Origin of the sequence: Mesorhizobium sp. LNHC252B00 (assembly GCF_000502955.1) — a bacterium.
Taxonomy (GTDB): domain Bacteria; phylum Pseudomonadota; class Alphaproteobacteria; order Rhizobiales; family Rhizobiaceae; genus Mesorhizobium.
This window is the reverse complement of sequence record NZ_AYWO01000020.1, coordinates 81,472-105,417: the sequence shown is the minus strand read 5'-3', so window position 1 is coordinate 105,417 and position 23,946 is coordinate 81,472. Positions and strand designations below refer to the sequence as shown.

Genomic DNA, 23,946 nt, shown 5'->3' with positions numbered 1-23,946 from the left:
TTCATGGCGGTGCCGGTCGGCGTCGCCTGGGCCGCGGCCGCGGTTCTGCTGGCCCTGGTCATGGTGCAGTCGTTCGTCGAGCCCGGCGGCAAGGGCAGTGATTTCGAGATAGCCGGCGCGCAAGACGATCTGGCGAAAATGCCGTTCGCCCTGGTCAAGTTCAAGCCGGATGCGAAGATGTCGGATATTTCCGGCTTTCTCGGCGGCAACGGGCTGAAGATCATCGGCGGACCGACCGCCGACGGCGTCTTCCGGCTTGGCATTCCCGCGACGACCGCTGCCGATTACACAAGGCAAATCGGCCTTATTGTCGCTCAGCCTTTCACGGAGACTTTGATCGAGGGAAGGAAGCCGGTTGATGGCGGCTGAGGCGGTCATTCGATTTGCGGCCATGCTTGCGGCGGCGATGACAATCGCCGCCGTGCCTGCGTCGGCGCAGACCAGCGCGAAGCCCGACCGGACGAAAATCGACTGCCGCGACGGGGCCAATGCGGCAGGAGCCGACTGCGCCAAGGGTGACGCGAAGGGCGGGACGGATACAGCGCAGGCCGGCGCGGTGTTCTTGCCGGCCCTGATCGTCGACCTGTTCCCCAACCCGGTGGTGCCCCCGGCACCGATGCCGCGGCCGGCTTCGGCGACACCTCCCGCCGGTAATCAGGCCGGCCCTCCGCCTGGCGGCCCTATCGTCTCTCCGACCGATCTCGTCGCCGTTCAGCCGCCGCGCGCGGTGGTCGGCGATTTCGTGCCGGACGAGGTGCTGGTGACGGTCGACGGCGATGCCGGGGCCGTGCAGCAGATCGCCGCTTCCTTCGGCCTCCAGGTGCGCTCGCAGCGCCAGTCGCGGCTGCTTGGCACCACGCTGGTGCGTTTTGGGATTCCCGACGGACGGCCCGTCGGCGTCGTGCTGGCGCAACTGGCCGCCGACGGCCGCACCCAGCGGCGCGAGCCTAACCATGTTTATTCGCTGCAGCAGGCAGCCGCCAGCATCGTCAACTATGCCTTCGAGCACATAGCGCTCGATTCCAAGCAGGCCAGCGGCGAAAACGTCCGCATCGCGGTGATCGACACCGGCATCGACGACACCAATCCGGCGCTGGCTGGCGTCATTGCCGAACAGTTCGACGCCATGCCGGGCGTGCCGATCGAAATGCGCGATCACGGCACGTCGATCGATGGCCTGATCGCTGGCGTCGGCGCGCTGGAGGGCATGGCGCCTGGCGCCAGGATCTACCACGCCCGTGCCTTCGAGGGCGGCAAGTCGACCATGGACGTCATCCTGGCGGCGCTCGACTGGGCGGCGGACCAGGACGTGCGTATCATCAACATGAGCTTCGTCGGGCCGAAGAACGATCTGCTCGGCGTTGCCTGCCGCAATGCCCGCGCGCTCGGCATGGTGCTGGTCGCCGCCGCCGGCAATAACGGGCCGAAGGCGCCCTATGGCTATCCGGCCGCTTTCGACGGCGTCATCGCCGTGACCGCCACCGACGCCAAGGACGGGCTGATGCCGCAGGCCAATCGCGGCGCGTACGTCTTCATCTCGGCGCCCGGCGTCGAGATGGTGGCGCCGAGCGGCGCCGGCTCGGATGTGGTCACCGGCACCTCGTTCGCGGCGGCGATCGTCAGCGGCGCCATCGCCAATCTCATCCACGCCGCGCCCGATCGCTCGGCCGACGACATCGAGAAGGCGCTCGGGGCTACGGCAAGAGATCTCGGCCCCAAGGGGCGCGACAATGATTTCGGCTACGGGCTGCTGGACATCAAGGCGGCGGGGGCAAAGGAATAGGTCTAACGCTTAAAAGCTTCTGCTTTTATGCATGTCGAAACTCAATCAGATGGTTGCCCCAATGGCTGAGATGGGTGGAAAGCCGAAGGTCTGCTTTTCGGCGTTTCCACAGGAAAGCAGTCTCGGGCGCCAGCGTGGGTCGATAAACCGCTCTTGCCACGTCGTGATGAGATCAGGCGGCCGGCAAGCCTGGGTCGATGCCGGTCATGGCGATCGAGACGTCCCAGAGTCGCTTCCCGAGCGCGGGATCTTCGGCATGCGGCGCGCGCTTTGCTTCGCCGGCTGCACCGCGGGTTCCGCCAAAGCCGGTGGGACCGTAATAGCCTCCCGGCTTCACCTTGCCGGTCGCGGCCAGAAGCGCCGGCCAGGCGCCCTTGTCGGCGCTGTTGAGCAACAGGCCGACGATCGGGCCCGCGAACTGGACAATCCCCATGTGACGGCCAAGACTTGTGCTGGCGATGCCAGGGTGAACGCCGATTGCCGCGACGGGCGACTTCAAGGCGCGCAGGCGACGATCCAGTTCGAAGAAGAACAGCGCGTTCGCCAGTTTGCTGGCGCCGTAGCGTTCGTTCTTGATGTAGCTCTTGTCGGCATTGAGGTCGTCCCAGTCGATCTTGGCCTTCAGATGCGCGACGCTCGAGGTTACGACCACCCGCGCTCCCGGCGTCTCCGCCAGCTTAGGCAGGAGCAGCGAGGTGAGCGCGAACACGCCGAGATGATTGACGCCGAACTGCGATTCGAACCCCTGCTTCGTGCGCGTCAGCGGCGGGTTCATGATCCCGGCATTGTTGATGAGCGCATCGATCCGTGGCTCCTTCGCGGCGATCTCGGCTGCGGTGCGAACGCTGTCCAGGTCACCGAGGTCGAGCGGCAACCAGACGAGATCGGCGTTGGGCGTGATCCGCTTGATCCGTGCGATGGCATCCTGCGCCCGGGTCTGCTCGCGGCAGCCAAGCAGGACGCGCGCGCCCCTGGCGGCAAGCACCCGCACGATTTCGAACCCGACGCCCGCGTTGGCGCCTGTAACGATGAAGCTCTTTCCCGTCTGCTTGGGGACGTCGGCTTCGGTGAAACCCTTGCTATTAGACATTTTCGTTCCTTGTAGGTGAGTAATTACATACTCATTTATGGGTTAAAATTCAGGCGGCAGACCCCTTCCAGAACAGGTCGAACCCGGCCTGCCGGATGGCGTCACTTTCCCAAGGTTTGGCCGTGACCGCGTTGATGCTGATGTCTGCCAGATCGAAAAGAATGGTATCGATGTAGAAGGCGATCCTGTCAGGCGCCGCATGGCCGGCGAGACACTCCTCCACCATCGTCCGCGCATCCCGCTGCATGGCGTGGCACCGGTTCCGGCTTTCCGCTGTGACGCGATCCGACACCTTCAACTGGCGAAGGGCCTTGCGCGCTGTGGCGTGAGCCAGCCCCCAGTCAATCAGACGGTTCCAAACCGCGAATAGCAGGTCTTTGGCGGAGGCGTCCGCCGGATATGGCGCCAGCATCGTCTCTGTGAGGTCGGCCTCGATCTCGAGAAAGAGCTGGTTGAGCAGATCGTCCTTGGTTGGAAAGTAGGTGAACAGCGTCCCCTCGGAAACGCCAGCAGCCTTTGCGATCTTGGCCGTGGACGCGCCCGTGCCAAGGTGCGCGACGAACTCGGCCGCTGCATCCAGCAGCGCCTGTCGCTTTTCTTCACTGAGGGGACGCGCCATATTTCTGTCCAACGATATTGAGTAAGTGGATACTCAATTATATAGGGGACGACGTGAGATTGGTCAAGGGATGCAATCTTAAAGCCATCTGAAAATTTCGAAGTACCGATGCCAGACTAGAAATATTGAAACGGCGGATGATCAATTAGGTAGCTTTGGTACTTCGCGAAGGTCGCAGGCAATGGCTTGCCTTCCTCGAGCGGTCAGAGCTCATCGGCAGCTTTTGCGAAAGCATCAAATTCGACCGAACGACCGGAGTGGGGCGAACTCGGTCGCGCGGAGTGTGCGTTTCGACCTCTAGCCAGGCGCGCCGGCGACCGATCCCCTGACCACCAGGTCGACGGGCCAGACTTCGCCGCGGGCGCCCTCTTCCAGCCCCGAAATCCGGGCTGCCAGCCGCTCGGCGACGCGGGCGCCAGCGAGACGAATGGATGAACGCGTCGTCGACAGCGGCACCGAAAAATTCTCCGGCCGCAGCCAGGGGAAGACGTCGTCATGGGCGATCAGTGACACGTCGCCCGGAATGCTCAAGCCGAGGTCGCGCACCGCACGCACGACGCCCAGCGCCATGATCAGGCTGGAGCAGGCGATCGCCGTCGGCGCATCGCCCTCTTCCAGCAAACGCCTGGTGGCGCGATAGCCGTTCTCTTCGGTCATGACCACCGAGCAGACATGGCGTTCGTCCAGTTCCAGTCCGCTCGCGGCCAGCGCCCGGCGCACGCCGCGTTCGCGATGGATGGCAAAGGTCTCGCGGTTGTCGCCATTGATCAGCGCCAACCGCCGGTGGCCGAGCTGGATCAGCAGCCTCGCCGCCTCGCGGAAGGCGCCCTCGTTGTCGATGTCGGTAAAGGCATAGTCGAAATCGAAGCCTTCACTGCGGCCATGGACGATGAAGGGTATGCCGAGCGTGTTGACCAGCGCCACGCGCCGGTCGGCGGGCCTCGGCGAGGAGATGTAGACAGCGTCGACCTGGCGGTTGGCGACGATGCGCCGGTAGGTCGTCTCCTGATCGTCGGCGTCGGCCGGCGACAGCACCAGATCGAGCTCGTGCGAACGGGCATAATCGCCAAGGCCGGACAGGAACTCGACGAAATGCGGATCGATGTCGACGGATGCACCGGTCGGCAGGACATAGCCGATCATCCCGGTCTTGCCGGTCGCCAGCCGGCGCGCGCTGGGATTGGGGCGGTAGCCGTGGCGCTTGGCGGCGTCCATGACACGCCTTCGCGTTTCCTCGTTGACCTCAGGATAGCCATTCAGCGCGCGGCTTACCGTAGTCTGCGACAATGCCAGCATATGGGCAAGCTGCTTGAGGTTCACGAAAACTCTCCATCTCCCTCAAAGCGCTTTTAAATTGAATCGACCCAAGTGCCGTCGGGGTTGGGCCATTCGACATCGGACCATAAGCGTGGTTCAGAGGTGTTTGAAACAAAAATTGCTGCTGCACTGCCATAAAAGCATGTTGCAGCGCACTTTTCAGACCACAAACGCATCAGATTAAATCGATTAGCCCAGCTGCCTCTTGACTTCCGGCCGATTCAATGGCGAGATCAAAAAGGCCAAAGCGCTTTGGAAGACTCTTCGAAAGGTTGCGGTTCCTTTCTGACTGAGTCACAGTCCTGCGGCGTCGGCGGGCGGAATGGAGGTTCCGTCCGGTGTGTATGATCCACTGGGAGGAATACCGATGAAGAAAATGCTTTTGCTGGGTGCCGCGTTTGCCACGCTCGCCCTGAACGCGCCCGCGCATGCCGAACTGAAATTCAAGCCGGGTGAGGACAAGCGCTTCAACTGGGCGAACTACGAAGAGCTCAAGAAAGTCGACCTCAAGGGTGAGACGCTGTCGATCTTCGGACCATGGCGCGGTGAGGACGAAGGCCTGGTGCGCGGCGTTCTCGATTATTTCTCGGAAGCCACCGGCGTCGAGATCAAATACTCCTCCTCGGAGAATTACGAACAGCAGATCGTCATCGATACGCAGGCCGGCAGCCCGCCGAACATCGCCGTGCTGCCGCAGCCAGGCCTGATCCAGGATCTCGCATCGAAGGGACTGTTGACGCCGCTCGGCGACGACACCGCCAAATGGGTCAAGGACAATTACGGCGCCGGCCAGTCATGGGTCGATCTCGGCACGTTCAAGGACAAGGACGGCAAGCCGGGCTTCTTCGCCTTCCCCTACAAGGCCGACGTGAAATCGCTGGTCTGGTACTCGCCGGACAATTTCGAGGAAGCCGGCTACAAGGTGCCGAAGACGCAGGAAGAGCTCGCCGATCTCGAAAAGAAGATCATCGCCGACGGCGGCAAGCCGTGGTGCATCGGCCTCGGCTCCGGCGGCGCCACCGGCTGGCCGGCGACCGACTGGGTCGAAGACCTGATGCTGCGCACCCAGCCTCCGGAAGTCTACGACAAATGGGTGAAGAACGAGATCCCGTTCAACGACCCGGCAGTGGTCAGCGCCATCGACATCTTCGGCAAGATCGCGACCGACGACAAGATGGTCGATGGCGGTGCCAAGGCAGTTGCGGCGACCGATTTCCGCGACAGCCCGAAGGGCCTCTTCTCAGTGCCGCCGAAATGCTACCTGCACCACCAGGCGTCGTTCATCCCGACCTTCTTCCCGGAAGGCACCAAGATTGGCCAGGACGCGGACTTCTTCTACTTCCCGCCCTATGCATCCAAGCCTGAACTGGGCACGCCCGTGCTCGGTGCCGGTACGTTGGCGATGATCACGAAAGACAGCAAGAGTGCCCGCGCTTTCATCGAATTCCTGAAGATGCCGCTCGCCCATGAGATCTGGATGGCCGAAGGCGGTTTCGTGACGCCGCTCAAGTCAGTCAACAAGGAGGCCTATGCCAGCGACGCGCTGAGGAAGCAGGGCGACATCCTCGCCAACGCCTCGACCTTCCGCTTNCGCTTCGACGGCTCCGACCTGATGCCCGGCAAGATCGGCGCCGGCGCCTTCTGGACCGGCATGATCGACCTGGTCGGCGGCAAGTCAGCGCAGGATGTCGCCACCGACATTCAGAAAAGCTGGGACGCCATAAAGTAGGCAAGCCGCCGATTGTTCGGCTGGACGTTTGAACTATCGATCCTGACTGGATCCGGGCCCCGGGGCCCGGATCCAACCGGCGGCCCGTGCCGCGGCGACTATCATGAGCACACAGACATCCGGCATGAAGCGCGACCAGCAAAGAGGAAGACCTGTCTGCCTGGCGATAGCGCTCTGAACAACTGAATCGGCGCATCTCATCGCCCTGACCGTTCGGCCTTGGCTAGTGATGCGCAGGGGGAGGGACCCATGGCGGCTCAGATTTTCTCGGCCATATTCGTCATCATCGTCGGGGTCGGCGGTTGCGTCGCCTATTTCTGGGGCGCCAACAAACTGGTCGACCTGATATTTCCATCGCGCGGCGTCGCTGGCGCCGCCGCTATCGACAATCTGCGCCGGCAAGGGCTGGTCCGGCCGTGGCTGTTCGTCGGTCCGGCGATGATCATCCTGACCATCTATCTGATCTATCCGGTGGTCGAGACGCTGCGGCTGTCGTTCCTCGATCGCGGCGGCGTCAATTTCGTCGGCCTGGCCAATTATGAATGGGCCTTTGGAGATCGCGAGTTCCGCAACTCGATCCTCAACAACATCGTCTGGCTGGCGGTGGTACCGGCTGCCTGCACCTTCCTCGGGCTGATCATTGCCGTGCTCACCGACAAGATCTGGTGGGGCACGATCGCCAAGAGCCTGATCTTCCTGCCGCTGGCGATCTCCTTCGTCGGCGCCAGCGTGATCTGGAAATTCATCTACGAGTATCGCGGCGAGGGCCAGACCCAGATCGGTATCCTCAACGCCGTCATCCAGCATTTCGGCGGCCAGCCGCAGGTCTGGATATCGCTGCCGTTCTGGAACAATTTCTTCCTGATGGTGATCCTGATCTGGATCCAGACCGGCTTTGCCATGGTGATACTGTCTTCCGCCCTGCGCGGCATCCCCGAAGAAACGCTGGAAGCCGCCGTCATCGACGGCGCCAATCCATTCCAGATCTTCTGGAAGATCATGGTGCCGCAGATCTGGGGCACGATCGCCGTCGTCTGGACAACCATAACCATCCTGGTGCTCAAAGTGTTCGACATCGTGCTGACCATGACCAACGGCCAGTGGAACAGCCAGGTGCTGGCCAATCTGATGTTCGACTGGATGTTCCGTGGCGGCGGCGATTTCGGCCGCGGCGCCACCATCGCCATCATCATCATGATCGCGGTCATTCCGATCATGGTCTGGAACATCCGCCAGGCGAACAAAGAGACGGGAGGACATTGAGATGGCCGTTGCGACCGGAAATTCCTTCGCCAGCCGCTTCGGCGTCCACATCGCCGTGCTTGTCTTCGTCGCGATCTGGACCATACCGACGCTCGGCATCCTGGTCTCGTCGCTGCGCGACAAGAACCAAATCATCGCCTCTGGCTGGTGGAATTCGTTCGCCAGTTCCACTCAGACCGAAGCCGGCCGGCTGCCGGCCGCCTCGACGCAAGTCGAAAAGGACGGCAAGTTCGTTCTCGAGGGCAATATCTTCGGCGACGGTGCCAAGCGCAACATCAGCGCCTTCGGTGTCAAATCGGCGGCGCCAACGCAATATCCCGCTGGCACTTCGGCCGATCTCGGCGATGGCGAAATCTTGCAGCTGAATGAAGACGGCAGCTTCGTCATGCAGTCGCCCAAGGCATTCGAAGGCGATCGCGGCCAGCGCGTCTACTATGCCTCGTCGGCGCCGCCGAAATTCACCACCGAGAACTACAGGACAGTCTTATTTTCCGAGGGCATCGGGCGGTCGTTCATGAATTCGCTGACCGTCACCATCCCGGCGACCGTCATCCCGATCCTGATCGCCGCCTTTGCCGCCTATGCGCTGGCCTGGATGCGGTTTCCCGGCCGGGCGCTGCTGATCGCGGTCATCATCGGCCTGCTGGTGGTGCCGCTGCAGATGTCGCTGATCCCGCTCCTGAAACTATACAACGGCGTCGGCGCTTTCTTCGGCATGCCGTCGAAAACCTATCTCGGCATCTGGCTGGCGCATACCGGCTTCGGCTTGCCCTTCGCCATCTACCTGCTGCGCAGCTACATTGCCGGCCTGCCGCGCGAGATCATGGAATCGGCGCGTATCGACGGCGCTAGCGATTTCGAGATATTCGTCAAGATCGTCTTGCCGCTGTCCTTCCCAGTGCTGGCTTCGTTTGCCATCTTCCAGTTCCTATGGGTATGGAATGATCTGCTGGTGGCGATGGTTTTCCTGGGTACAGAGGCAGACCAGATCGTGCTGACCGCCAAGCTCAATGCGCTGTTGGGCTCACGCGGTGGCGACTGGGAGATTCTGACGACATCGGCTTTCGTGACCATAATCGTGCCGCTGATCGTCTTCTTTTCGCTGCAGCGCTATTTTGTCCGCGGGCTGCTTGCCGGCTCGGTGAAAGGAGGCTGAGACGATGCAATCCGCTTTGAAGGCCAGCTCGAAACCTGACCTCGCCATCGATCGCGACTGGTGGCGGGGTGCTGTGATCTACCAGATCTATCCGCGCAGCTATCAGGACTCGAACGGCGACGGTATCGGCGACCTCAAGGGGATCATCGGCCGCCTGCCCTACATTGCGGCACTCGGTGCGGACGCCATCTGGATTTCGCCGTTCTTCAAATCGCCGATGAAGGATTTCGGATACGATGTCACCGATTATTGCGACGTCGATCCGATGTTCGGCACGCTGGCCGACTTCGACGCGCTGACCGTCGAGGCACACAGGCTAGGCTTGAAGGTGATGATCGACGAGGTGCTGTCGCACACCGCCGACAATCACCCATGGTTCAAGGAAAGCCGGTCGAACCGCACCAACCCGAAGGCCGACTGGTACGTCTGGGCGGACGCCAGGCCGGACGGCACGCCACCCAATAATTGGCTGTCGATCTTCGGCGGCTCGGCCTGGCAATGGGACACCAGCCGCCAGCAATATTACCTGCATAATTTCCTGGCCGAGCAGCCCGACCTGAACTTCCACAACCATGAGGTCCAGAACGCGTTGCTCGACGTCACCCGCTTCTGGCTGGAGCGCGGCGTCGACGGTTTCCGGCTCGACACCATCAATTTCTACTTCCACAGCCAGGGCCTGGAAAACAACCCGCCGCTGCCGCCGGAAGAGCGCAACGACCAGACCGCACCGGCGGTCAACCCCTACAACTACCAGGACCATCTCTACGACAAGAGCCGCCCCGAAAACCTCGGCTTCCTCGAGCGCTTCCGCGCGCTGCTCGACGAATATCCGGCGACCGCCGCGGTCGGCGAGGTCGGCGATTCGCAGCGCGGACTGGACGTGGTGGCTGCCTACACTGCCGGCGGCAAGCGCGTGCACATGTGCTATTCCTTCGACTTCCTGGCGCCGGAAAAGATCAGTGCGGTCAAGGTCCGCTCGGTGCTGGAATCCTTCGGCAAGGTCGCCAGCGACGGCTGGTCGTGCTGGGCCTTTTCCAACCACGACGTGATGCGCCCGGCCTCGCGCTGGGCGGCCGGCGAACCCGACCCGACCGCCTATCTCAAGATCATCTCGGCGCTGCTGATGTCCTTGCGCGGTTCAGTCTGCATCTATCAGGGCGAAGAGCTTGGGCTCGGCGAAGCGGAGCTGCGCTTCGAGGACTTGCAGGACCCCTACGGCATCCGCTTCTGGCCGGAATTCAAGGGCCGCGACGGTTGCCGCACGCCGATGGTGTGGGACGGCAGCACCAAGAATGGAGGATTCTCCCCGGCAAAGCCCTGGCTACCGGTGCCGACCAAGCATCTTTCGCAAGCGGTCAATGTCCAGCAGGGCGACGAGAATTCGCTGCTTGAGCACTATCGTCGCTTTCTCACGTTCCGGCGTGCCCATCCGGCGCTCGTCAAGGGTGACATCACCTTTATCGAAAGCGAGGGCGACACCGTTGCCTTCACCCGCCGCGCAGGCAACGAGCAGGTCGTCTGCGTCTTCAATCTGGGAGCCGGGCCAACCAAGGTTGACCTTGGCAGCCGATCGCTGCAACCTTTGCCCGGGCACGGATTTTCGGGGCAGGCAAGCAGCGGTTCCATCGAGCTTGGCGGCTACGGCGCCTGGTTCGGGCGCGTCGACTGAATTTCAAATCACTGGAGGAAACCAATGGCCGATGTCACACTAAGGCAAGTGAAGAAGTCCTACGGCAATCTGAACATTCTCCACGGCATCGACCTCGATATCAAGTCGGGCGAATTCATCGTCTTCGTCGGTCCGTCGGGCTGCGGCAAGTCGACATTGCTGAGGTCGATCGCCGGGCTCGAGGAAATCACCTCCGGCGAGCTCAGAATAGCCGGCGAGGTCGTGAACGACGTGCCGCCGTCGAAGCGGGGCATCGCCATGGTGTTCCAGTCCTACGCGCTGTACCCGCACATGACCGTCTACGACAACATGGCGTTCTCGATGAAGATCGGGAAGGAGAACAAGGCCGAGATCGACCGGCGCGTACGCCAGGCGGCGGAAATCCTGCAGTTGACGAAATATCTCGACCGCTTGCCCAAGGCGATGTCGGGCGGACAGCGCCAGCGCGTCGCCATTGGCCGCGCAATCGTGCGCAATCCGAAGGTGTTCCTGTTTGACGAGCCGCTGTCGAACCTTGACGCCGCACTTCGCGTCGCCACCCGCATCGAAATCGCCAAGCTCAAGGAATCGATGCCCGCCACGACCATGATCTACGTCACCCATGACCAGGTCGAGGCGATGACGCTGGCCGACCGCATCGTGGTGCTCAAGGAAGGCCATATCGAACAGGTCGGCACGCCCATGGATCTCTACAAGAAGCCCGGCAATCTGTTCGTTGCCCAGTTCATCGGCTCGCCGGCCATGAACATCCTGCCGGCGACCATCGACAAGACCGGGAACCCGACTGTCGTCAGCCATGTCGGCGGTCGCAAGGCAACCGTGCCGATCACGACCCCTGCTTCGGCAAAGGGCGCCGCGGTGAGCTTTGGCGTGCGGCCGGAGGATTTGATCATTGCCAGCGGTGCGGACTATCTGTTCGAAGGGACGGTCGACTACGTCGAGCAGCTCGGCGAGGTCCAGCTTGTCTATGTCGACATCGGCCGCGCCGACCTGCCGCTGGTGACCAAGCTGCCCGGCAACGTCGAGGTCAAGCGCGGCTCGACATTGCGGCTGAGCGCCAATGGCGAAGACCTGCATATCTTCGATACGGACGGGCGGTCCTTCGCGCTTCACGAAGCAGAAGCGAAGGCGGCTTGAGACGGAACCATCTCGACGGTAAAAAAAGAGCGGCGGGCAAGGCCCGCCGCTCTTTTCTGGACATCGGCTTAGACTGTTAGCGGCCGAAGAGGTTCCGATCACTGCCCTGGGGGGCGGACTTCGGAGCGTCGCCCGACGAATTGAGCAGCTTGTAGATCGGCGATTCGCTCTTGCGGATCGAGCCCGTATGCGAGGTATCGACGTTGACGGTCGACTGCTTGTTGATGTCGGTGCCACCAACGTTGTCGTTGCGGGCATAGGCGCTGCCGGCGGCAATCAGAAGAGCGGCGGCAGTAAGAACAATCTTTTTCATTTTTGACACTCCGTATTCTCGAATTCGATGCTGCGGGTTAACCCGCAGCATCGCTGTCGGATGTTGGTTTTGATCGGATGTTAGTTGTTGCCGAACAGGTTGCGGTCGCTGCCATGGTTGACAGGCGCCTGCGTGGCCGGCTCCGACTTCTTGACGGAAGCCGTGTACGAGCTGTCGACGGCGGTGGTGGCAGGCTGGTTGGCGCCGTTCGAACCATAGTTGTCGCTAGCGGCGAAAGCGCTACCCGAGATGGCCAGAACAGCGGCGGTAGCAAGAATGATCTTCTTCATTTCAAGTCTCTTGAATTTTCTGGATTTCGCCAGGACGGCGGGCGAACCCGCTGTCAACTGGGAATTGGTTGTTAGTGGCCGAAGAGGTTACGGTCGCTGCCCTGGGCAGGCGTCTGAGCAGCCGGTTCCGACTTCTTCACCGAAGCGGTGTACGAGCTGTCGACGGCAGTGGCTGCCGGGGCGTTCGAACCGTAGTGGTCGCTGCCATTAGCGAAGGCGCTGCCGGAAATGGCCAGAACGGCGGCGGCAGTGAGAATGATCTTTTTCATTTTTTGTACTCCAGTATCTTCTTTTCGTCCGTCTAGCGGCGTGTCTTGGAAATGAAATCGCGTCGTTCGGACAGGCCCGATGTGGGAGGGCATCCTCGCCTTTTCCAATCACGAAGTTGTTCCGTGTGGACCATGAATCCGCTACTTGAAATTGTGCCAAGGGCTTCCACACGCTACTTCTTATCTTTATTTTTCAATGGTTTAAGCAAAACCGTCCGCTGGATCACCAACTGTTGCCAAGGCCCGGCGTTCACAACGTCCTGCACGCACCGTCAACAGAAACGAACCGTTCGGTTCGATTTTAGAATCAGCTAATAGTCACTTTTCGAAACCGCTAGCCTTTTTTGGCCGCCAGCAAGGGTTGGCTTTCGAGGAGATTGCAAGTGGCGATGGCTGCCGAAGAGATAGGATTTCAGCCCGGCAATCGCCAACCCGAACGTTTCGCACGCGTGTCGCGCCGCATGGATACGATGTCGTTTTCATGCCGATGACGCGCCAGCGATCGTGGTTAGATCATGCCATCTCAGGTGCCGCTTCGTGACGACGGGGCGGAGAATTGGGAAGCCGGTCAAAATCCGGCGCTGCCCCCGCAACGGTGGTGGAGTTCAAGTCGCAACGGGAGACCACTGGGCAACTGCCTGGGAAGGTGTCGCGATCGTCCGCAAGGACAACTCCAAAGCCCGGAAACCAGCCCGAGATTTCTAGACTCGACTGATCGCGGTGGGCGATCAAGAGGTGGATAGTGCATGCCCGGCGCCTCGCCGGCCTGCGTCCAATCCTCCCTCCGTCACCACCAGTTCAGTCCTTAGATAACGAGGACAGGACATGGATATTCGCAACGACATGCTGAGGCTCTTGAACAGCCGTCGGCAAGGCTTTTCGCTAGAGCAGCCCTTCTACACCGATCCAGACTACTTCAAGCTGGACATGGAGCTGATCTGGTATCGCGATTGGCTGTTCATCGGCCATGATTGCGAGCTGCCGAAGCCGGGCAGCTACATTACCGTGCAGATCGGCGACTATCCGGTTGTTCTTGTCCGTGACCAGCAAGGCAAGATCAACGCCTTCCACAATTCGTGCCGCCATCGCGGTAGTCGCGTCTGCAACACCGACAAGGGTACTGCGGCAAAGCTCGCCTGTCCCTATCACCAGTGGACCTATGAGCTCGACGGCCGCCTGCTGTTCGCCCGTCAGATGGCCGACGGTTTCGACAAGAGTGAGTTCAGCCTGAAGCCGGTCGCCTGCGAGAGCGTCGGCGGCTATATCTTCATCTGCCTGGCCAAGGAGCCAGCGGATTTCGCGCCGATGCGGGCGATGATCGAACCTTATCTTCTGCCTCACCGGTTGAGGGAAGCAAAGGTCGCCTTCGAGAGCACGATCATCGAGAAGGGCAACTGGAAGCTGGTCTGGGAAAACAATCGCGAGTGCTATCACTGCGTCGCCAACCATCCCGAGCTGTGCAAGACCTTCCCGGAGGCTCCGACTGTGACCGGCGTCAACGGCGCCGACAGCGACCCTGAAATGGTCGCGCATTGGGCCAAATGCGAGGCCGTCGGACTTCCGAGCAAGTTCCGCATCGATCCGGCCGGGCAGTATCGAGCCACCCGCGCGCCGCTGCTGCGCGATGCCGTCAGCTACACCATGAGCGGCAAACTGGCGGTGAAGAAGAACCTCTCCGACGCTGTCTCCGCCGACCGCATCGGCACCTTGATGCACTATCACTATCCGACGACATGGAACCACATCCTTATCGATCACGCGGTGACGTTCCGGGTGGTGCCGATCAGCGCCACGGAAACGGCGGTGACGACGAAATGGCTGGTGCACAAGGACGCGGTCGAGGGCGTCGACTACACCATCGAAGACCTTACCCATGTGTGGACCGAAACCAACGACCAGGACCGCCGCATCGTTGAGGAAAACGCTCTCGGCATCCTGTCGCCCGCCTACGAACCAGGCCCCTATTCGGAGCTGCATGAGGGCGGCGTGATCCAGTTCGTCGAATGGTACGCGTCGTTCATCGGCCCGCGCCTCGCCGAAGGTGGAAGGCCGGCGCTACGCAGCGTCGCCTAGTTGCATCACATGCACAAAACATGAGGGACAAGAGAGGATGAATGCGATGACGGATCTTGGCCTCTATCGCCATCTCGACCAGATGACGCCCTGGAACGACAGGCTGCAGGTGCTGGAGGTGATCGGCGTCAGCGACGAAGCGCCTGACGTCAAGACCTTCACCTTCCGCTCCGACAACCAGACCTGGTTCCGCTACAAGCCGGGCCAGTTCGTGACGTTGGAACTGCCGACTGCGGACGGGCCGCTGATGCGCACCTATACGCTGTCGTCCTCGCCATCGCGGCCGTTCTCGATCGCAGTGACGGTGAAGGCGCAAGCCGGCAGCACCGGCACGCGATGGATGTTTGACCATCTGACGCCCGGCTCGCACGTCAAGGCCTATGGGCCGACCGGCGATTTTTCGCTGCACAGTCACCCGGCGGCTAAATATCTGTTCATTTCGGCCGGTTCGGGCGTGACGCCGATGATGTCGATGCTGCGCTGGCTGAACGACTGTGCGCCATGGACCGATGTCGGCTTCGTCAATTGCGCGCGCCGCCCGGAAGAGATCATTTTCCGCAAGGAGCTCGAACTGCTCGGCAGCCGTATGCCGGGCTTGTCGCTCGGTTTCATGATCGAGGAGCGTTCGAGCCGAGAGGGCTGGTTCGGCCATATGGGCCGCATCGACGCCATCAGGCTGCCGCTGCTGGCGCCCGATTTCCGCGAGCGCGAAATCTTCTGCTGCGGCCCCGATCCTTTCATGCGCGCCGTGCGCGGCATGCTGGACTCCGCCGGCTTCGACATGACGAAATACCATCAGGAGAGCTTTGCGGCGCCGGCCGTGGAGGAGATCCCGGCGCCGTTCGCTTTGCCGGCGGGAGACGACGCCGTCGCCCCGATCGAAGCCGTGACACCGATCCGATTCTCGCTTTCGGATGTCGATGCCGACTGCGTCGCCGGCCAAACCGTCCTGCAGACCGCGCGGGCCTCAGGCGTGCGGATTCCCGCTGCATGCGAGTTCGGCCTGTGCGGCACCTGCAAGGTGAAAAAGGTCGCGGGCGACGTCGAGATGAGCCACAATGGCGGCATCCTCGATCATGAAATCGACGACGGTTTTATCCTTGCCTGTTGCTCAAAACCGCTTTCGGCGCTCGAAATCGAGGCGTGACCGGCGGTTGGTGCCATTTCAGGAGTCCGGAGTGATCAGTCTCAAAGACGGGAAATAGGTCCGGTATCGACCGACATCGCGGGTCAGAAGCGGAAGCTGAGCGACCGCGGCATGGGCGCCAATGAAGTAGTCGGGCAACACGCCAATCCTGGATCCTCCTGATCGGCGGTACTGTGTAAATACCTTCCCGGCCAGGAAATGAGCTGCTCTTGGCATCGGAGCCATTTCGAGGCCGGCCGCATCCAGAAATGCGTCGAGATCCTCGACGCTGATGTAGCGAACAGCAAGCTCGGCATAGACCGCATCATTGATCAACAATGGTCCATCGAGGCTCGCTGCCTCGAGCTGTGCAACCGACCAGTCCGCCCAGGTCGGATCGTCCGTAACGAGGTCGAGCAGAACATGGTGTCGACCAGCGTCACGCTTCGCCACGCGTCAGTGCCATGATCGCATCGGTCGTGAGCTCCTCGCCGGCATGGCCGTACAACTTGGCGAAGCGGCTCGCAGGCGGCTCTTTGTCAACGCGAGGCAGCACCACGCTGCCATCGGCAGCGCGTCGGAAATCCACTCTGCTGCCCGGGACGATTCCAAGGAGATCGCGGACCGGTTTGGGAATGGTCACTTGTCCCTTTGCCGTAACAGGAGTGGCCATCTTCATCCTCGTGGTAATACCATCTTTCACGAACTGTCAGCGCCAAGACCACATGCGTTAACAACGTCCATTCAAACTCCGTAGCGCTCGGTGCGAATGTTTCCCGCTGCAACGCCGGCATCAATCAGCGCCTGGGCGGCGACTGATACAAACGCGTTGGAGCCGCAGACAAAGGCGAGACCAGGCGGCTCGGGCAGCCGCGCCATTGCTTGCGCCATCATCGCGACGTCCACCCGCCGCACATAATCGGCCGGGCGCCGGGCGGCTTCGCGTGTCAGTGTCAGCACTAGGTCGAACCCGTCCCTGCGGTCGTCGAGGGCGATCAGTTCGTCGCGAAAGATCACTTCGTCCCAGATCCGGGCTGAAAAGACCAGAACGACGGGCACTGTCGAATTGCGCGCGGCGCGATGGCGAGCCATCGACATCAAGGGCACGACGCCGGAACCGCCGCCGACAAGCACAAGCGGTCCGCCCACATCTTCTGGCCAGACGAAATGCCCGCCGAGCGGTCCGCGAAGTTCGATTTCGTCACCAATCGCCGCGACCTCGTGGAAGAAGGGCGAAACCTCGCCATCGTCGAGCTTCTCGATCGCCAGTTCGATCGCGCCAACCGTCTCGGGCGCGGAGGCAATGGAGTAGGAGCGACGCGCCTGGTAACCATCCGGTGCCGTCAGCCTGACATCGACATGTTGCCCGGCGCGGTAGGCAAACGGCCGCGATGGCCGGAAAAAGAAGCTGGTAACACGCGGCGTGCGTTTTTCGATGCGGACGATCCCGGCCGTCTGCCAGGGCGATTGCACTGCTGCCACAGCGCTCATGGATCGCCCGTATAGCGCTGTTCGCGCCATGGATCACCATAGATGTGATAGCCGCGCAATTCCCAGAAACCGGGTTCGTCGCGCGTCGTGAATTGCAGGCCGTTCAGCCATTTGGCAGACTTCCAGAAATAGAGGTGCGGCACCAGCAGCCTTGCCGGGCCGCCATGGTCCGGCGCAATCGGCTCGCCTTCGTAGAGCAGCGCCACCATGGCCTTGCCGCCGGTAAGATCCTTTACCGGCACATTGGTGGTGTACCCGTCGAACGCGTGCGCCAGCGTGAAGCCGGTCGGCGGCTCCAAACCCGCGTCGGCAAGGATATCGTCGACCAGCACGCCCTGCCACGGCGTGTCGAACTTGGTCCACGCGGTCACGCAATGGATGTCGCGTGTCATCTTGGTCAACGGCAGCGCGTTGAATTCAGCCCAGTTCCACTTCTTGATCGGCCGTGGCCCATGCTTCAACGTGAACGACCAATCCTCCGTGCGCACGCGCGGCGTCGGACCGGCCGACAGTACCGGAAAACCCTGTTCGAGATATTGGCCGGGCGGTATGCGCGCATCGTCATCGGTTGGCGGGCGCCGTCCTGAAGAGAAACCTCGGGTGACCATCGCGGTAATTCCTCTGCGGCAGGCATCCATCAACCTGTCGCAGTTTTCTCGATGATGCCGCTGCGGGCAACTGAAATCTTGGCGCACAAAGCCGGCAGGCCCGGCGAGCCTGCCGGCTTTGCATTCAGTTCAGCGCCTCGCGTCAGCCATTGGCGAACGGCACCGCGACATAGCTCTGGCCTCCGTCCCGCTCGACCAGCAACAGCACCGACTTCTTGCCGGACTTGCCAGCCTGGGCAATCGCCTGGGTGACCTGCCTGGCGCTCTTCACCGGCACCTGATTGACGGCGACGATGATGTCACCTGCCTGGATTCCGGAAGCCGCGGCAGCCTTGTCGGGATTGACGCTGGCAACGATCGCACCGCGCTGATTGTGGGCGAGATTCATCTGCTCGCGAATGTCAGGGGTGATGTCCATCAGGCCAAGCCCGATCGCCGCGACGCGTGAGCCTTGCCCGACGCCAGGCGCGCCGGACCCGTCTTCCAATGACGCGGTCTTCACGTCGTCGGTGTTGCGCCCGACATCGACGGAAATATCCACGGCCTTGCCCTTGCGCCAGATGTTCAGTGTTTCTCTGGCGCCGGGCGCGACATCGGCGACCGCCCGCGACAGGTCCTTGGGATCCTTCACATCCTGTCCGGCAAAGCTGGTGATGACGTCGCCGGCCTCGACTCCGGCCCTGGCGGCGGGCGAACCGTCATTGACCCGCGAAACCAGCGCGCCGGCGGCATGATCGAGGCCAATTGCGCTCGCCACATCCGCCGTCACCGGCTGGATCTCGACGCCGAGATAGCCATACTGGATCGAGCCGTCCTTCATCAGCTTGGCGACCACCTTCTGGGCCTGGTCGGACGGGATGGCGAAGCCAACGCCGACGCTACCGCCATTGGGCGAATAGATCGCCGCGTTGATACCGACGACCTTGCCGGCGACATCTATCAGCGGGCCGCCGGAATTGCCGTGGTTGATCGGGGCGTCGATCTGGATGAAGTCGTCGAACGGGCCGCTGTGCAGATCGCGGCCGCGCGCCGAAACGATGCCTGCGGTGACAGTGGTGCCGATGCCGAACGGGTTGCCGAAGGCCAATACCTGGTCGCCTGGCATGAGCTTGTCGGAATCACCCCATTTGACGGTTGGCAGGGGTTTGTCCGCCTTGACCTTGAGGACGGCGAGATCGTTCTTGGCATCGCGGCCGACCAGCTTGGCGGGGAGTTCGGTGCCGTCGTCGAGCGCAACCTTGATCGAGGTGGCACCATCGATCACGTGATTGTTGGTGACGATGATACCATCCGCGCCCACGAGGAAGCCGGAACCCAGTGCTTCGGCACGCTGCGGTTGCTGTTGTGGCGGTGTCTTGGGCATCGGCATGCCCTGGTCACCGAAGAACTGACGAAAATAGTCGTCGAAAGGCGAGCCGCCGTCGAACGGAGAGGCATCGCTCGTCGTTCCAGGCTCTGCCTTCGTGACAGTGGTGATCGTTACCACCGCCGGCTTGTCGGCTGCCACGATGGGAGCGAACGAGCCGTTGGGAGCGGTGAGGCCGGCGACCGGTGTCTGGGTCGTCGGAACGGTGTTGCCCTCGCTTTGGGCGAAAGACATGACGAAGGGGGATACGATCAGCGCAGCGCCCAGCAAGGCCGCGACGCGATGTCTGCGAATTATGTCTGACATGGTCGTTTGTCCGGGCGAGAGTTGATCGGTCGCCGTGGAGGTCTCCTTGTGCGGAAGACCGGCCATTCGGCGTGTCGAACGTCGCGATTGCCTGTCTCGCCTGGCACGGCAGCCGGACCGGATCGACAGCTCTGAATCTAGGGCGCAGCTTGGCCCGATTTAGGGATTCCGGGCCACCTTACGAAGATTTAATTTCCGGAATGACGGCGGTCACGATGTCGTCAGGCGACGGGCCAGTCCGGTCTTCCCTGCCCGCCGGGGGCTCAGATCCCGCCGGTTCGTCCGAGATAGGCAGTGGCAATGTCGTGCATGCGCTTGCTGTCGAAGCTCGGTCCGTGGCCGCCATGGCCGACGCGGATCGGCAGGTCGAGCAGGCGCTGCATCGTACTGATGTAGGCCGATCGATCCGAATCCGGCAGGTCGTCGATCAGCGTGTCGTCGTAGATGGCGTCACCGCTGAAGAAAAGGCCATCGGCCTCGTCGAACAGCGCGATCGAATCCGGCGAATGGCCGGGCAGATGCAGCACACGGAATTGCCGGTCACCGAGATCGACGATGTCGCCCTCGTCCAGGGTTCGCGTCAGCGGTGCGGGCGGGATCTTGTAGTCGGCCGCCTTCCAACCTGTCGCCGGCAGCGTCGAAACGGCGCCGTCGAGATCGTGGAACATGTAGGCGTAAGTCGCCGCCTCATCCATGCTCGCGAACTGCTCCGCGCTGTGCCTTGGCCCTGCTCGCCACGGAAATTCGTGCAGTGAGCCGACATGGTCGAGATGAATGTGGGTGGCGACGACCAGCAGCGCCTTGCCGTCGGGCGTGTCGATCTCCGGCGCAAGCCGACAGATGCCCATGCCGGTGTCGACCAGAAGGTCGGCATCTCGGCCGCGCAGATGCCAGATATTGGCACGCACATAGGCATGCACGAACGGCTCGGTCAGCATCGTCGTCTTGTCGTCGACGATGCTTTTGCTGAACCACTCCGGCATCACCTGTGGCCCGGCATCAGGTGTGAGCCAGGCATCAGACGAACGGCTTCCCGACCTTGTATTTTTCCGGCACCAGCCGCTTGAGATAAGCCATGCCGGCATCGGACAGCTGATTGACATCGGGCTTCATGAAATCGTCCGGCATATGGCGGGTCTTGCCGGCGACGTTCTTCAGCGGCACCTTCTTCAGCACCGTTTTGCTGCCGTGATATTGCAGCGCCACCGAGCCGCCGCCCTGTTCAGCGACAGTGACGGCGAAAGCGCCGGCATCGAAAGCCTCCTGCGCGTCGATCGCGCTGATGGCGCCGACATAGCCGCGCGGCATGTAGCCGAGTGCGTCGACGCGGGCCCGCTTGCCGGGCAGGCCTTCAGCCAGCGCGCGCTCAAGTGCGGCCGGCAGGTCGCTGCCCGACAGCTTGACGTTGCCATGCGCGTCGCGCTCGAGCTTGTCCGGCGGCACCAGGCTTTCGACCAGCGCCTTGCCGTCGGCGGTGCTGACGCCTTCCGAAACGGCGACGATGCAGCGCTTGTAACGATCGAGCGTGGCGCGGACGTCGTCGATGAAGCCGGCGGCCGAGAACGGGCGCTCGGGCACATAGACAAGGTGCGGGCCGCTGTCGGGGTCAAGCTGCCACGCCGCCGCGGCTGCGGTCAGGAAGCCGGCATGCCGGCCCATGACGATGCCGACATAGATGCCGGGCAGGGCGCGAAAATCGAGGTCGACGGACAGGAAGGCGCCGGCGACGAACTCGGCCGCCGAAATGAAGCCCGGCGTGTGGTCGTTTTCCTCGAGGTCATTGTCGATGGTCTTTGGCGCATGGACGAAGGCGATCTCGCCGCCTGCGGCATCGGTCAGGATCTGCTGCGTACCCGACGTGTCGTTGCCGCCGATATAGATGAAGGCATCGGCGCCTGCCTTCTTCAATCCGTTGAGGATGACGTCACAATAAGCGGCATCCGGCTTATCGCGGGTCGAGCCAAGGGCGGCACTTGGCGTGCCGGCGATCAGCCGCAGCCGGTCCTCGGGAATCGCGGAGAGGTCGACATAGTTGCCGTCACGGATGCCGCGCACCCCGTGGATGGAACCGAGGACCTTGGCACCCGGATGCCGCTTGCGGATCTCCAGCGTCGCCCCGACCACCGTCTGGTTGATGACGGCGGTTGGACCGCCGCCCTGCGCGATGACAAAAGTTCCGGCCATTCCCGACGTCTCCCGAGCGATGAATTCGCAGGCACATTCGCCTGTCTTTCGCTATCGCGCAACGGAAGAGTGGGGCGGGCGGCGTGTCAGACGACGACGACCGGGTTTTTCTTGGAGACGCGGCTGTAGAGGTCGATGATGTCCTGGTTGATCAGACGCACGCAACCCGACGACATCGCTTGGCCAATGCTCCGCCATTCGGGCGAACCGTGGATGCGATAGCCGGTGTCCTTACCGTCCTGATAGATGTAGAGGGCGCGCGCGCCGAGCGGGTTGGTGAGGCCGCCGGGCTGGCCGGCCTGCCATTTAACCAGCTCGGGCTTGCGGGCGATCATCTCTGGCGGCGGCGTCCAGGTAGGCCATTCCCTGCCGTACTGGATGTTGGCACGGCCGGACCAGCGGAAACCGTCCTTGCCGATGCCGACGCCATAGCGGATGGCATCACCACCCGGCTGGACGAGATAGAGCATGCGCTCCTTGAGATGGACAACGATGGTCCCGGGCGCCTCGCCTGTGGTGTCGACGACGATCTGGCGGCGGAATTCCGGCTTGACCTTTAGATACGGCACTTCCGGGACGTTGAAGCCGCCATCCGTCAGTGCGGCATACATCACGCCGGGGCTGGTGACGTTCTTGTCGACGCTGATCGCCGGCCGCATCGGCGGCACCGAACCAGTGGAGACGTCGTCGAGCTCCAGCGCCGGCAGGCCACCGCCCGAGGTCGAGCAACCGGCGACGCTAAGCAGCGCCAGCGCCCCTGCCCCGGACAGGATAGCGCGGCGGGAAAGACGATGCCGGCTTCGATTGTGTCGCCATTTCGCGGCGGCGTCAGACCTTGCGGCAACTCGCGCATATACCCAAACCCCACGCTGTCGGCGGGAAGCACGGTCCGGCCGGATGGCAGGCATTTTCATCATTCATGGTTGATAAAGCGTGAAGACCTTGCACAGCCTGCGTTCGCGCATGGCCCGTGGGCGATCGACCTTCTGCGCGATCCGTTGACCGAGAGCTCTGTACAAAAGACCTCGGCGGGTCATAATCCCGGCGCCGGCGTTTCCTACAGCTCAAGCCATCAGCGATGGCCTCATGTGCAAAACCTTAAAAGCCGACACTAGGTTTTTTGCCGCTGCCATTGTCGCGGCGTTCTCGGTGCCAGTGTCAGCCTGGCCGAAAATAATAAGCACGCTGAGCGGCCCGAACTGACGCCGGTCTGCCATTGGCGAAATTAGGGAAATCGCCTCTTTACATTCTGCCGGACGCAAGGATTTATCCTCTTCTTTACGCTCAAAGGAGACGAGCATGTCCTTCGAAAACTGGGCCGCCTTCGCTGCCGCATCGACGATCCTTCTCATCATTCCGGGTCCAACCATCCTTCTGGTCGTGTCCTATGCGCTGGGCCAGGGCTGGCGCACCGCACTGCCGATGGCCGTCGGCGTGGCGCTGGGCGACTTCACCGCGATGACCTTGTCGATGCTGGGCATCGGCGCGCTGCTGGCCGCTTCGGCGACCGTCTTCACCATCCTGAAGCTGATCGGCGCCGGCTATCTTATTTATCTCGGCGTGAAACTGTTCCGTGCCGGCGGCGCTCTGAAAGCCGAACCGCGCACCGATGCGGTGTCGTCGGCCAAGATGATGGCACATGCCTGGCTGGTCACCGCGCTCAACCCGAAGAGCATCACCTTCTTCGTCGCCTTCCTGCCGCAGTTCCTCGACCGGCATGCCGATTTCTGGACGCAGATGCTGATCTTCGAGACGACGTTCCTGGCGCTCGCCTTCGCCAACGCCTTCGGTTATGCGCTGATCGCTGCGCGCGCGCGCAACGTCGTGCGCAATCCCAAGGCAATCCGCATCTTCAACCGCACCGGCGGCACCCTGCTGGTCGGCGCCGGCATCGCCACGGTGGCCATGCGTTCCAGCAATTGAGGTAGAGTTGGATTCGCTCATCACGCAGCGTTTGTGCTGCCCCCTCACCTACGTGCCGACATCCTCTCGCCGCATAGTGACGGGAGAGGGCTCGATTTCGCCGTGCGAGAAGACGTGTCCGACAGGGCGATGAGGGGCAGCGCGGACTTCGGCGGTTGGCACCGCAAAAAGAACTCGCCGTCGTCGCTCACCATTTGAAAGACTACTGGGCTAAACCGGCGCAGCGCGCGGTTG

At 62.2% G+C, this 23,946-nt stretch carries 22 protein-coding genes, 3 pseudogenes and 1 riboswitch; of the genes and pseudogenes, 10 read left to right on the top strand and 15 right to left on the bottom strand.

All coding sequences use genetic code 11. The features are described from left to right. Positions 1–369 (top strand): annotated as a pseudogene (locus X744_RS148020) (anti-sigma factor); the annotation flags it as partial. Then, positions 359–1,783 (top strand): S8 family serine peptidase, encoded by a 1,425-nt coding sequence (locus X744_RS148025; protein ID WP_023761202.1) that lies wholly within the window; start codon positions 359–361, stop codon positions 1,781–1,783. The pseudogene X744_RS148020 and the gene X744_RS148025, both read left to right, overlap by 11 nt. A 172-nt stretch (positions 1,784–1,955) precedes the next feature. Here the strand turns inward: X744_RS148025 and X744_RS148030 are convergent, their stop codons facing one another. From X744_RS148030 to X744_RS148040, 3 genes are all read right to left on the bottom strand, one after another. Next, complete coding sequence (locus X744_RS148030; RefSeq protein WP_023761201.1) at positions 1,956–2,873, bottom strand: oxidoreductase; 918 nt, start codon at positions 2,871–2,873, stop codon at positions 1,956–1,958. Between the two features lie 49 nt (positions 2,874–2,922). After that, positions 2,923–3,492: a TetR/AcrR family transcriptional regulator gene (locus tag X744_RS148035; RefSeq protein WP_023761200.1), complete on the bottom strand. Its 570-nt coding sequence runs from the start codon at positions 3,490–3,492 to the stop codon at positions 2,923–2,925. A gap of 297 nt (positions 3,493–3,789) precedes the next feature. Further along, positions 3,790–4,812: a substrate-binding domain-containing protein gene (locus X744_RS148040; protein WP_023761199.1), complete on the bottom strand. Its 1,023-nt coding sequence runs from the start codon at positions 4,810–4,812 to the stop codon at positions 3,790–3,792. Between the two features lie 364 nt (positions 4,813–5,176). Between X744_RS148040 and X744_RS148045 the strand changes: the two genes are divergently transcribed. From X744_RS148045 to ugpC, 5 genes are all read left to right on the top strand, one after another. After that, positions 5,177–6,538, top strand: coding sequence for an ABC transporter substrate-binding protein (locus X744_RS148045; RefSeq protein WP_023761198.1), 1,362 nt, complete (start codon positions 5,177–5,179; stop codon positions 6,536–6,538). 249 nt (positions 6,539–6,787) lie between these two features. Further along, a complete protein-coding gene (locus X744_RS148050; protein ID WP_023761197.1) occupies positions 6,788–7,801 on the top strand; it encodes a sugar ABC transporter permease in 1,014 nt (337 codons plus the stop codon). A gap of 1 nt (position 7,802) precedes the next feature. Further along, complete coding sequence (locus X744_RS148055) at positions 7,803–8,957, top strand: carbohydrate ABC transporter permease (RefSeq protein WP_023761196.1); 1,155 nt, start codon at positions 7,803–7,805, stop codon at positions 8,955–8,957. Positions 8,958–8,961: 4 nt separating this feature from the next. After that, positions 8,962–10,626 (top strand): alpha-glucosidase, encoded by a 1,665-nt coding sequence (locus tag X744_RS148060; protein ID WP_031260723.1) that lies wholly within the window; start codon positions 8,962–8,964, stop codon positions 10,624–10,626. A gap of 24 nt (positions 10,627–10,650) precedes the next feature. Beyond that, positions 10,651–11,763: a sn-glycerol-3-phosphate ABC transporter ATP-binding protein UgpC gene (gene ugpC, locus X744_RS148065; protein WP_023761194.1), complete on the top strand. Its 1,113-nt coding sequence runs from the start codon at positions 10,651–10,653 to the stop codon at positions 11,761–11,763. Positions 11,764–11,839: 76 nt separating this feature from the next. Here the strand turns inward: ugpC and X744_RS148070 are convergent, their stop codons facing one another. The 3 genes from X744_RS148070 to X744_RS148080 form a co-directional block, all read right to left on the bottom strand. Beyond that, complete coding sequence (locus X744_RS148070) at positions 11,840–12,076, bottom strand: DUF680 domain-containing protein (protein ID WP_023761193.1); 237 nt, start codon at positions 12,074–12,076, stop codon at positions 11,840–11,842. A gap of 80 nt (positions 12,077–12,156) precedes the next feature. Next, entirely contained in the window at positions 12,157–12,366 is a 210-nt protein-coding gene (locus X744_RS148075; protein ID WP_023761192.1) for a DUF680 domain-containing protein, read from the bottom strand. Positions 12,367–12,437: 71 nt separating this feature from the next. Beyond that, positions 12,438–12,635: a DUF680 domain-containing protein gene (locus tag X744_RS148080; RefSeq protein WP_023761191.1), complete on the bottom strand. Its 198-nt coding sequence runs from the start codon at positions 12,633–12,635 to the stop codon at positions 12,438–12,440. 508 nt (positions 12,636–13,143) lie between these two features. After that, positions 13,144–13,346, top strand: a riboswitch (cobalamin riboswitch). 114 nt (positions 13,347–13,460) lie between these two features. Between X744_RS148080 and X744_RS148085 the strand changes: the two genes are divergently transcribed. Both X744_RS148085 and X744_RS148090 read left to right on the top strand, forming a co-directional pair. Further along, the gene (locus X744_RS148085; protein ID WP_023761190.1) at positions 13,461–14,708 is read left to right on the top strand and encodes an aromatic ring-hydroxylating dioxygenase subunit alpha; all 1,248 of its coding nucleotides are present in this window, start codon (positions 13,461–13,463) and stop codon (positions 14,706–14,708) included. A 46-nt stretch (positions 14,709–14,754) separates the two neighbouring features. Continuing rightward, positions 14,755–15,855 (top strand): hybrid-cluster NAD(P)-dependent oxidoreductase, encoded by a 1,101-nt coding sequence (locus X744_RS148090; RefSeq protein ID WP_023761189.1) that lies wholly within the window; start codon positions 14,755–14,757, stop codon positions 15,853–15,855. An 18-nt stretch (positions 15,856–15,873) separates the two neighbouring features. Here the strand turns inward: X744_RS148090 and X744_RS01000000170075 are convergent. The 9 genes and pseudogenes from X744_RS01000000170075 to X744_RS148125 form a co-directional block, all read right to left on the bottom strand. After that, a pseudogene (locus X744_RS01000000170075) lies at positions 15,874–16,277 on the bottom strand (type II toxin-antitoxin system VapC family toxin). Next, entirely contained in the window at positions 16,274–16,507 is a 234-nt protein-coding gene (locus tag X744_RS148095; RefSeq protein WP_023761188.1) for an AbrB/MazE/SpoVT family DNA-binding domain-containing protein, read from the bottom strand. The pseudogene X744_RS01000000170075 and the gene X744_RS148095 overlap by 4 nt, the downstream one beginning before the upstream one ends. Positions 16,508–16,578: 71 nt before the next feature. Further along, the gene (locus X744_RS148100) at positions 16,579–17,325 is read right to left on the bottom strand and encodes an FAD-binding oxidoreductase (RefSeq protein WP_023761187.1); all 747 of its coding nucleotides are present in this window, start codon (positions 17,323–17,325) and stop codon (positions 16,579–16,581) included. Next, entirely contained in the window at positions 17,322–17,933 is a 612-nt protein-coding gene (locus X744_RS148105) for a molybdopterin-dependent oxidoreductase (RefSeq protein WP_023761186.1), read from the bottom strand. The genes X744_RS148100 and X744_RS148105 overlap by 4 nt, the downstream gene beginning before the upstream one ends. A gap of 142 nt (positions 17,934–18,075) precedes the next feature. Then, positions 18,076–19,605, bottom strand: a complete 1,530-nt coding sequence (locus X744_RS148110) for a DegQ family serine endoprotease (protein WP_023761185.1) — start codon at positions 19,603–19,605, stop codon at positions 18,076–18,078. A 263-nt stretch (positions 19,606–19,868) separates the two neighbouring features. Then, entirely contained in the window at positions 19,869–20,588 is a 720-nt protein-coding gene (locus X744_RS148115; protein ID WP_023761184.1) for an MBL fold metallo-hydrolase, read from the bottom strand. A gap of 34 nt (positions 20,589–20,622) precedes the next feature. Further along, positions 20,623–21,789, bottom strand: coding sequence for a diphosphate--fructose-6-phosphate 1-phosphotransferase (locus tag X744_RS148120; RefSeq protein WP_023761183.1), 1,167 nt, complete (start codon positions 21,787–21,789; stop codon positions 20,623–20,625). Between the two features lie 86 nt (positions 21,790–21,875). Then, positions 21,876–22,642 (bottom strand): annotated as a pseudogene (locus tag X744_RS01000000170070) (L,D-transpeptidase). A 211-nt stretch (positions 22,643–22,853) separates the two neighbouring features. Continuing rightward, the gene (locus X744_RS148125; protein ID WP_023761182.1) at positions 22,854–23,090 is read right to left on the bottom strand and encodes a hypothetical protein; all 237 of its coding nucleotides are present in this window, start codon (positions 23,088–23,090) and stop codon (positions 22,854–22,856) included. Between X744_RS148125 and X744_RS148130 the strand changes: the two genes are divergently transcribed. Further along, positions 23,089–23,712 carry a LysE family translocator gene (locus X744_RS148130; protein ID WP_023761181.1) on the top strand — a complete coding sequence of 208 codons (624 nt, stop codon included), beginning with the start codon at positions 23,089–23,091 and terminating at the stop codon, positions 23,710–23,712. The genes X744_RS148125 and X744_RS148130 overlap by 2 nt on opposite strands. The last annotated feature ends 234 nt before the right edge of the window (positions 23,713–23,946 follow it).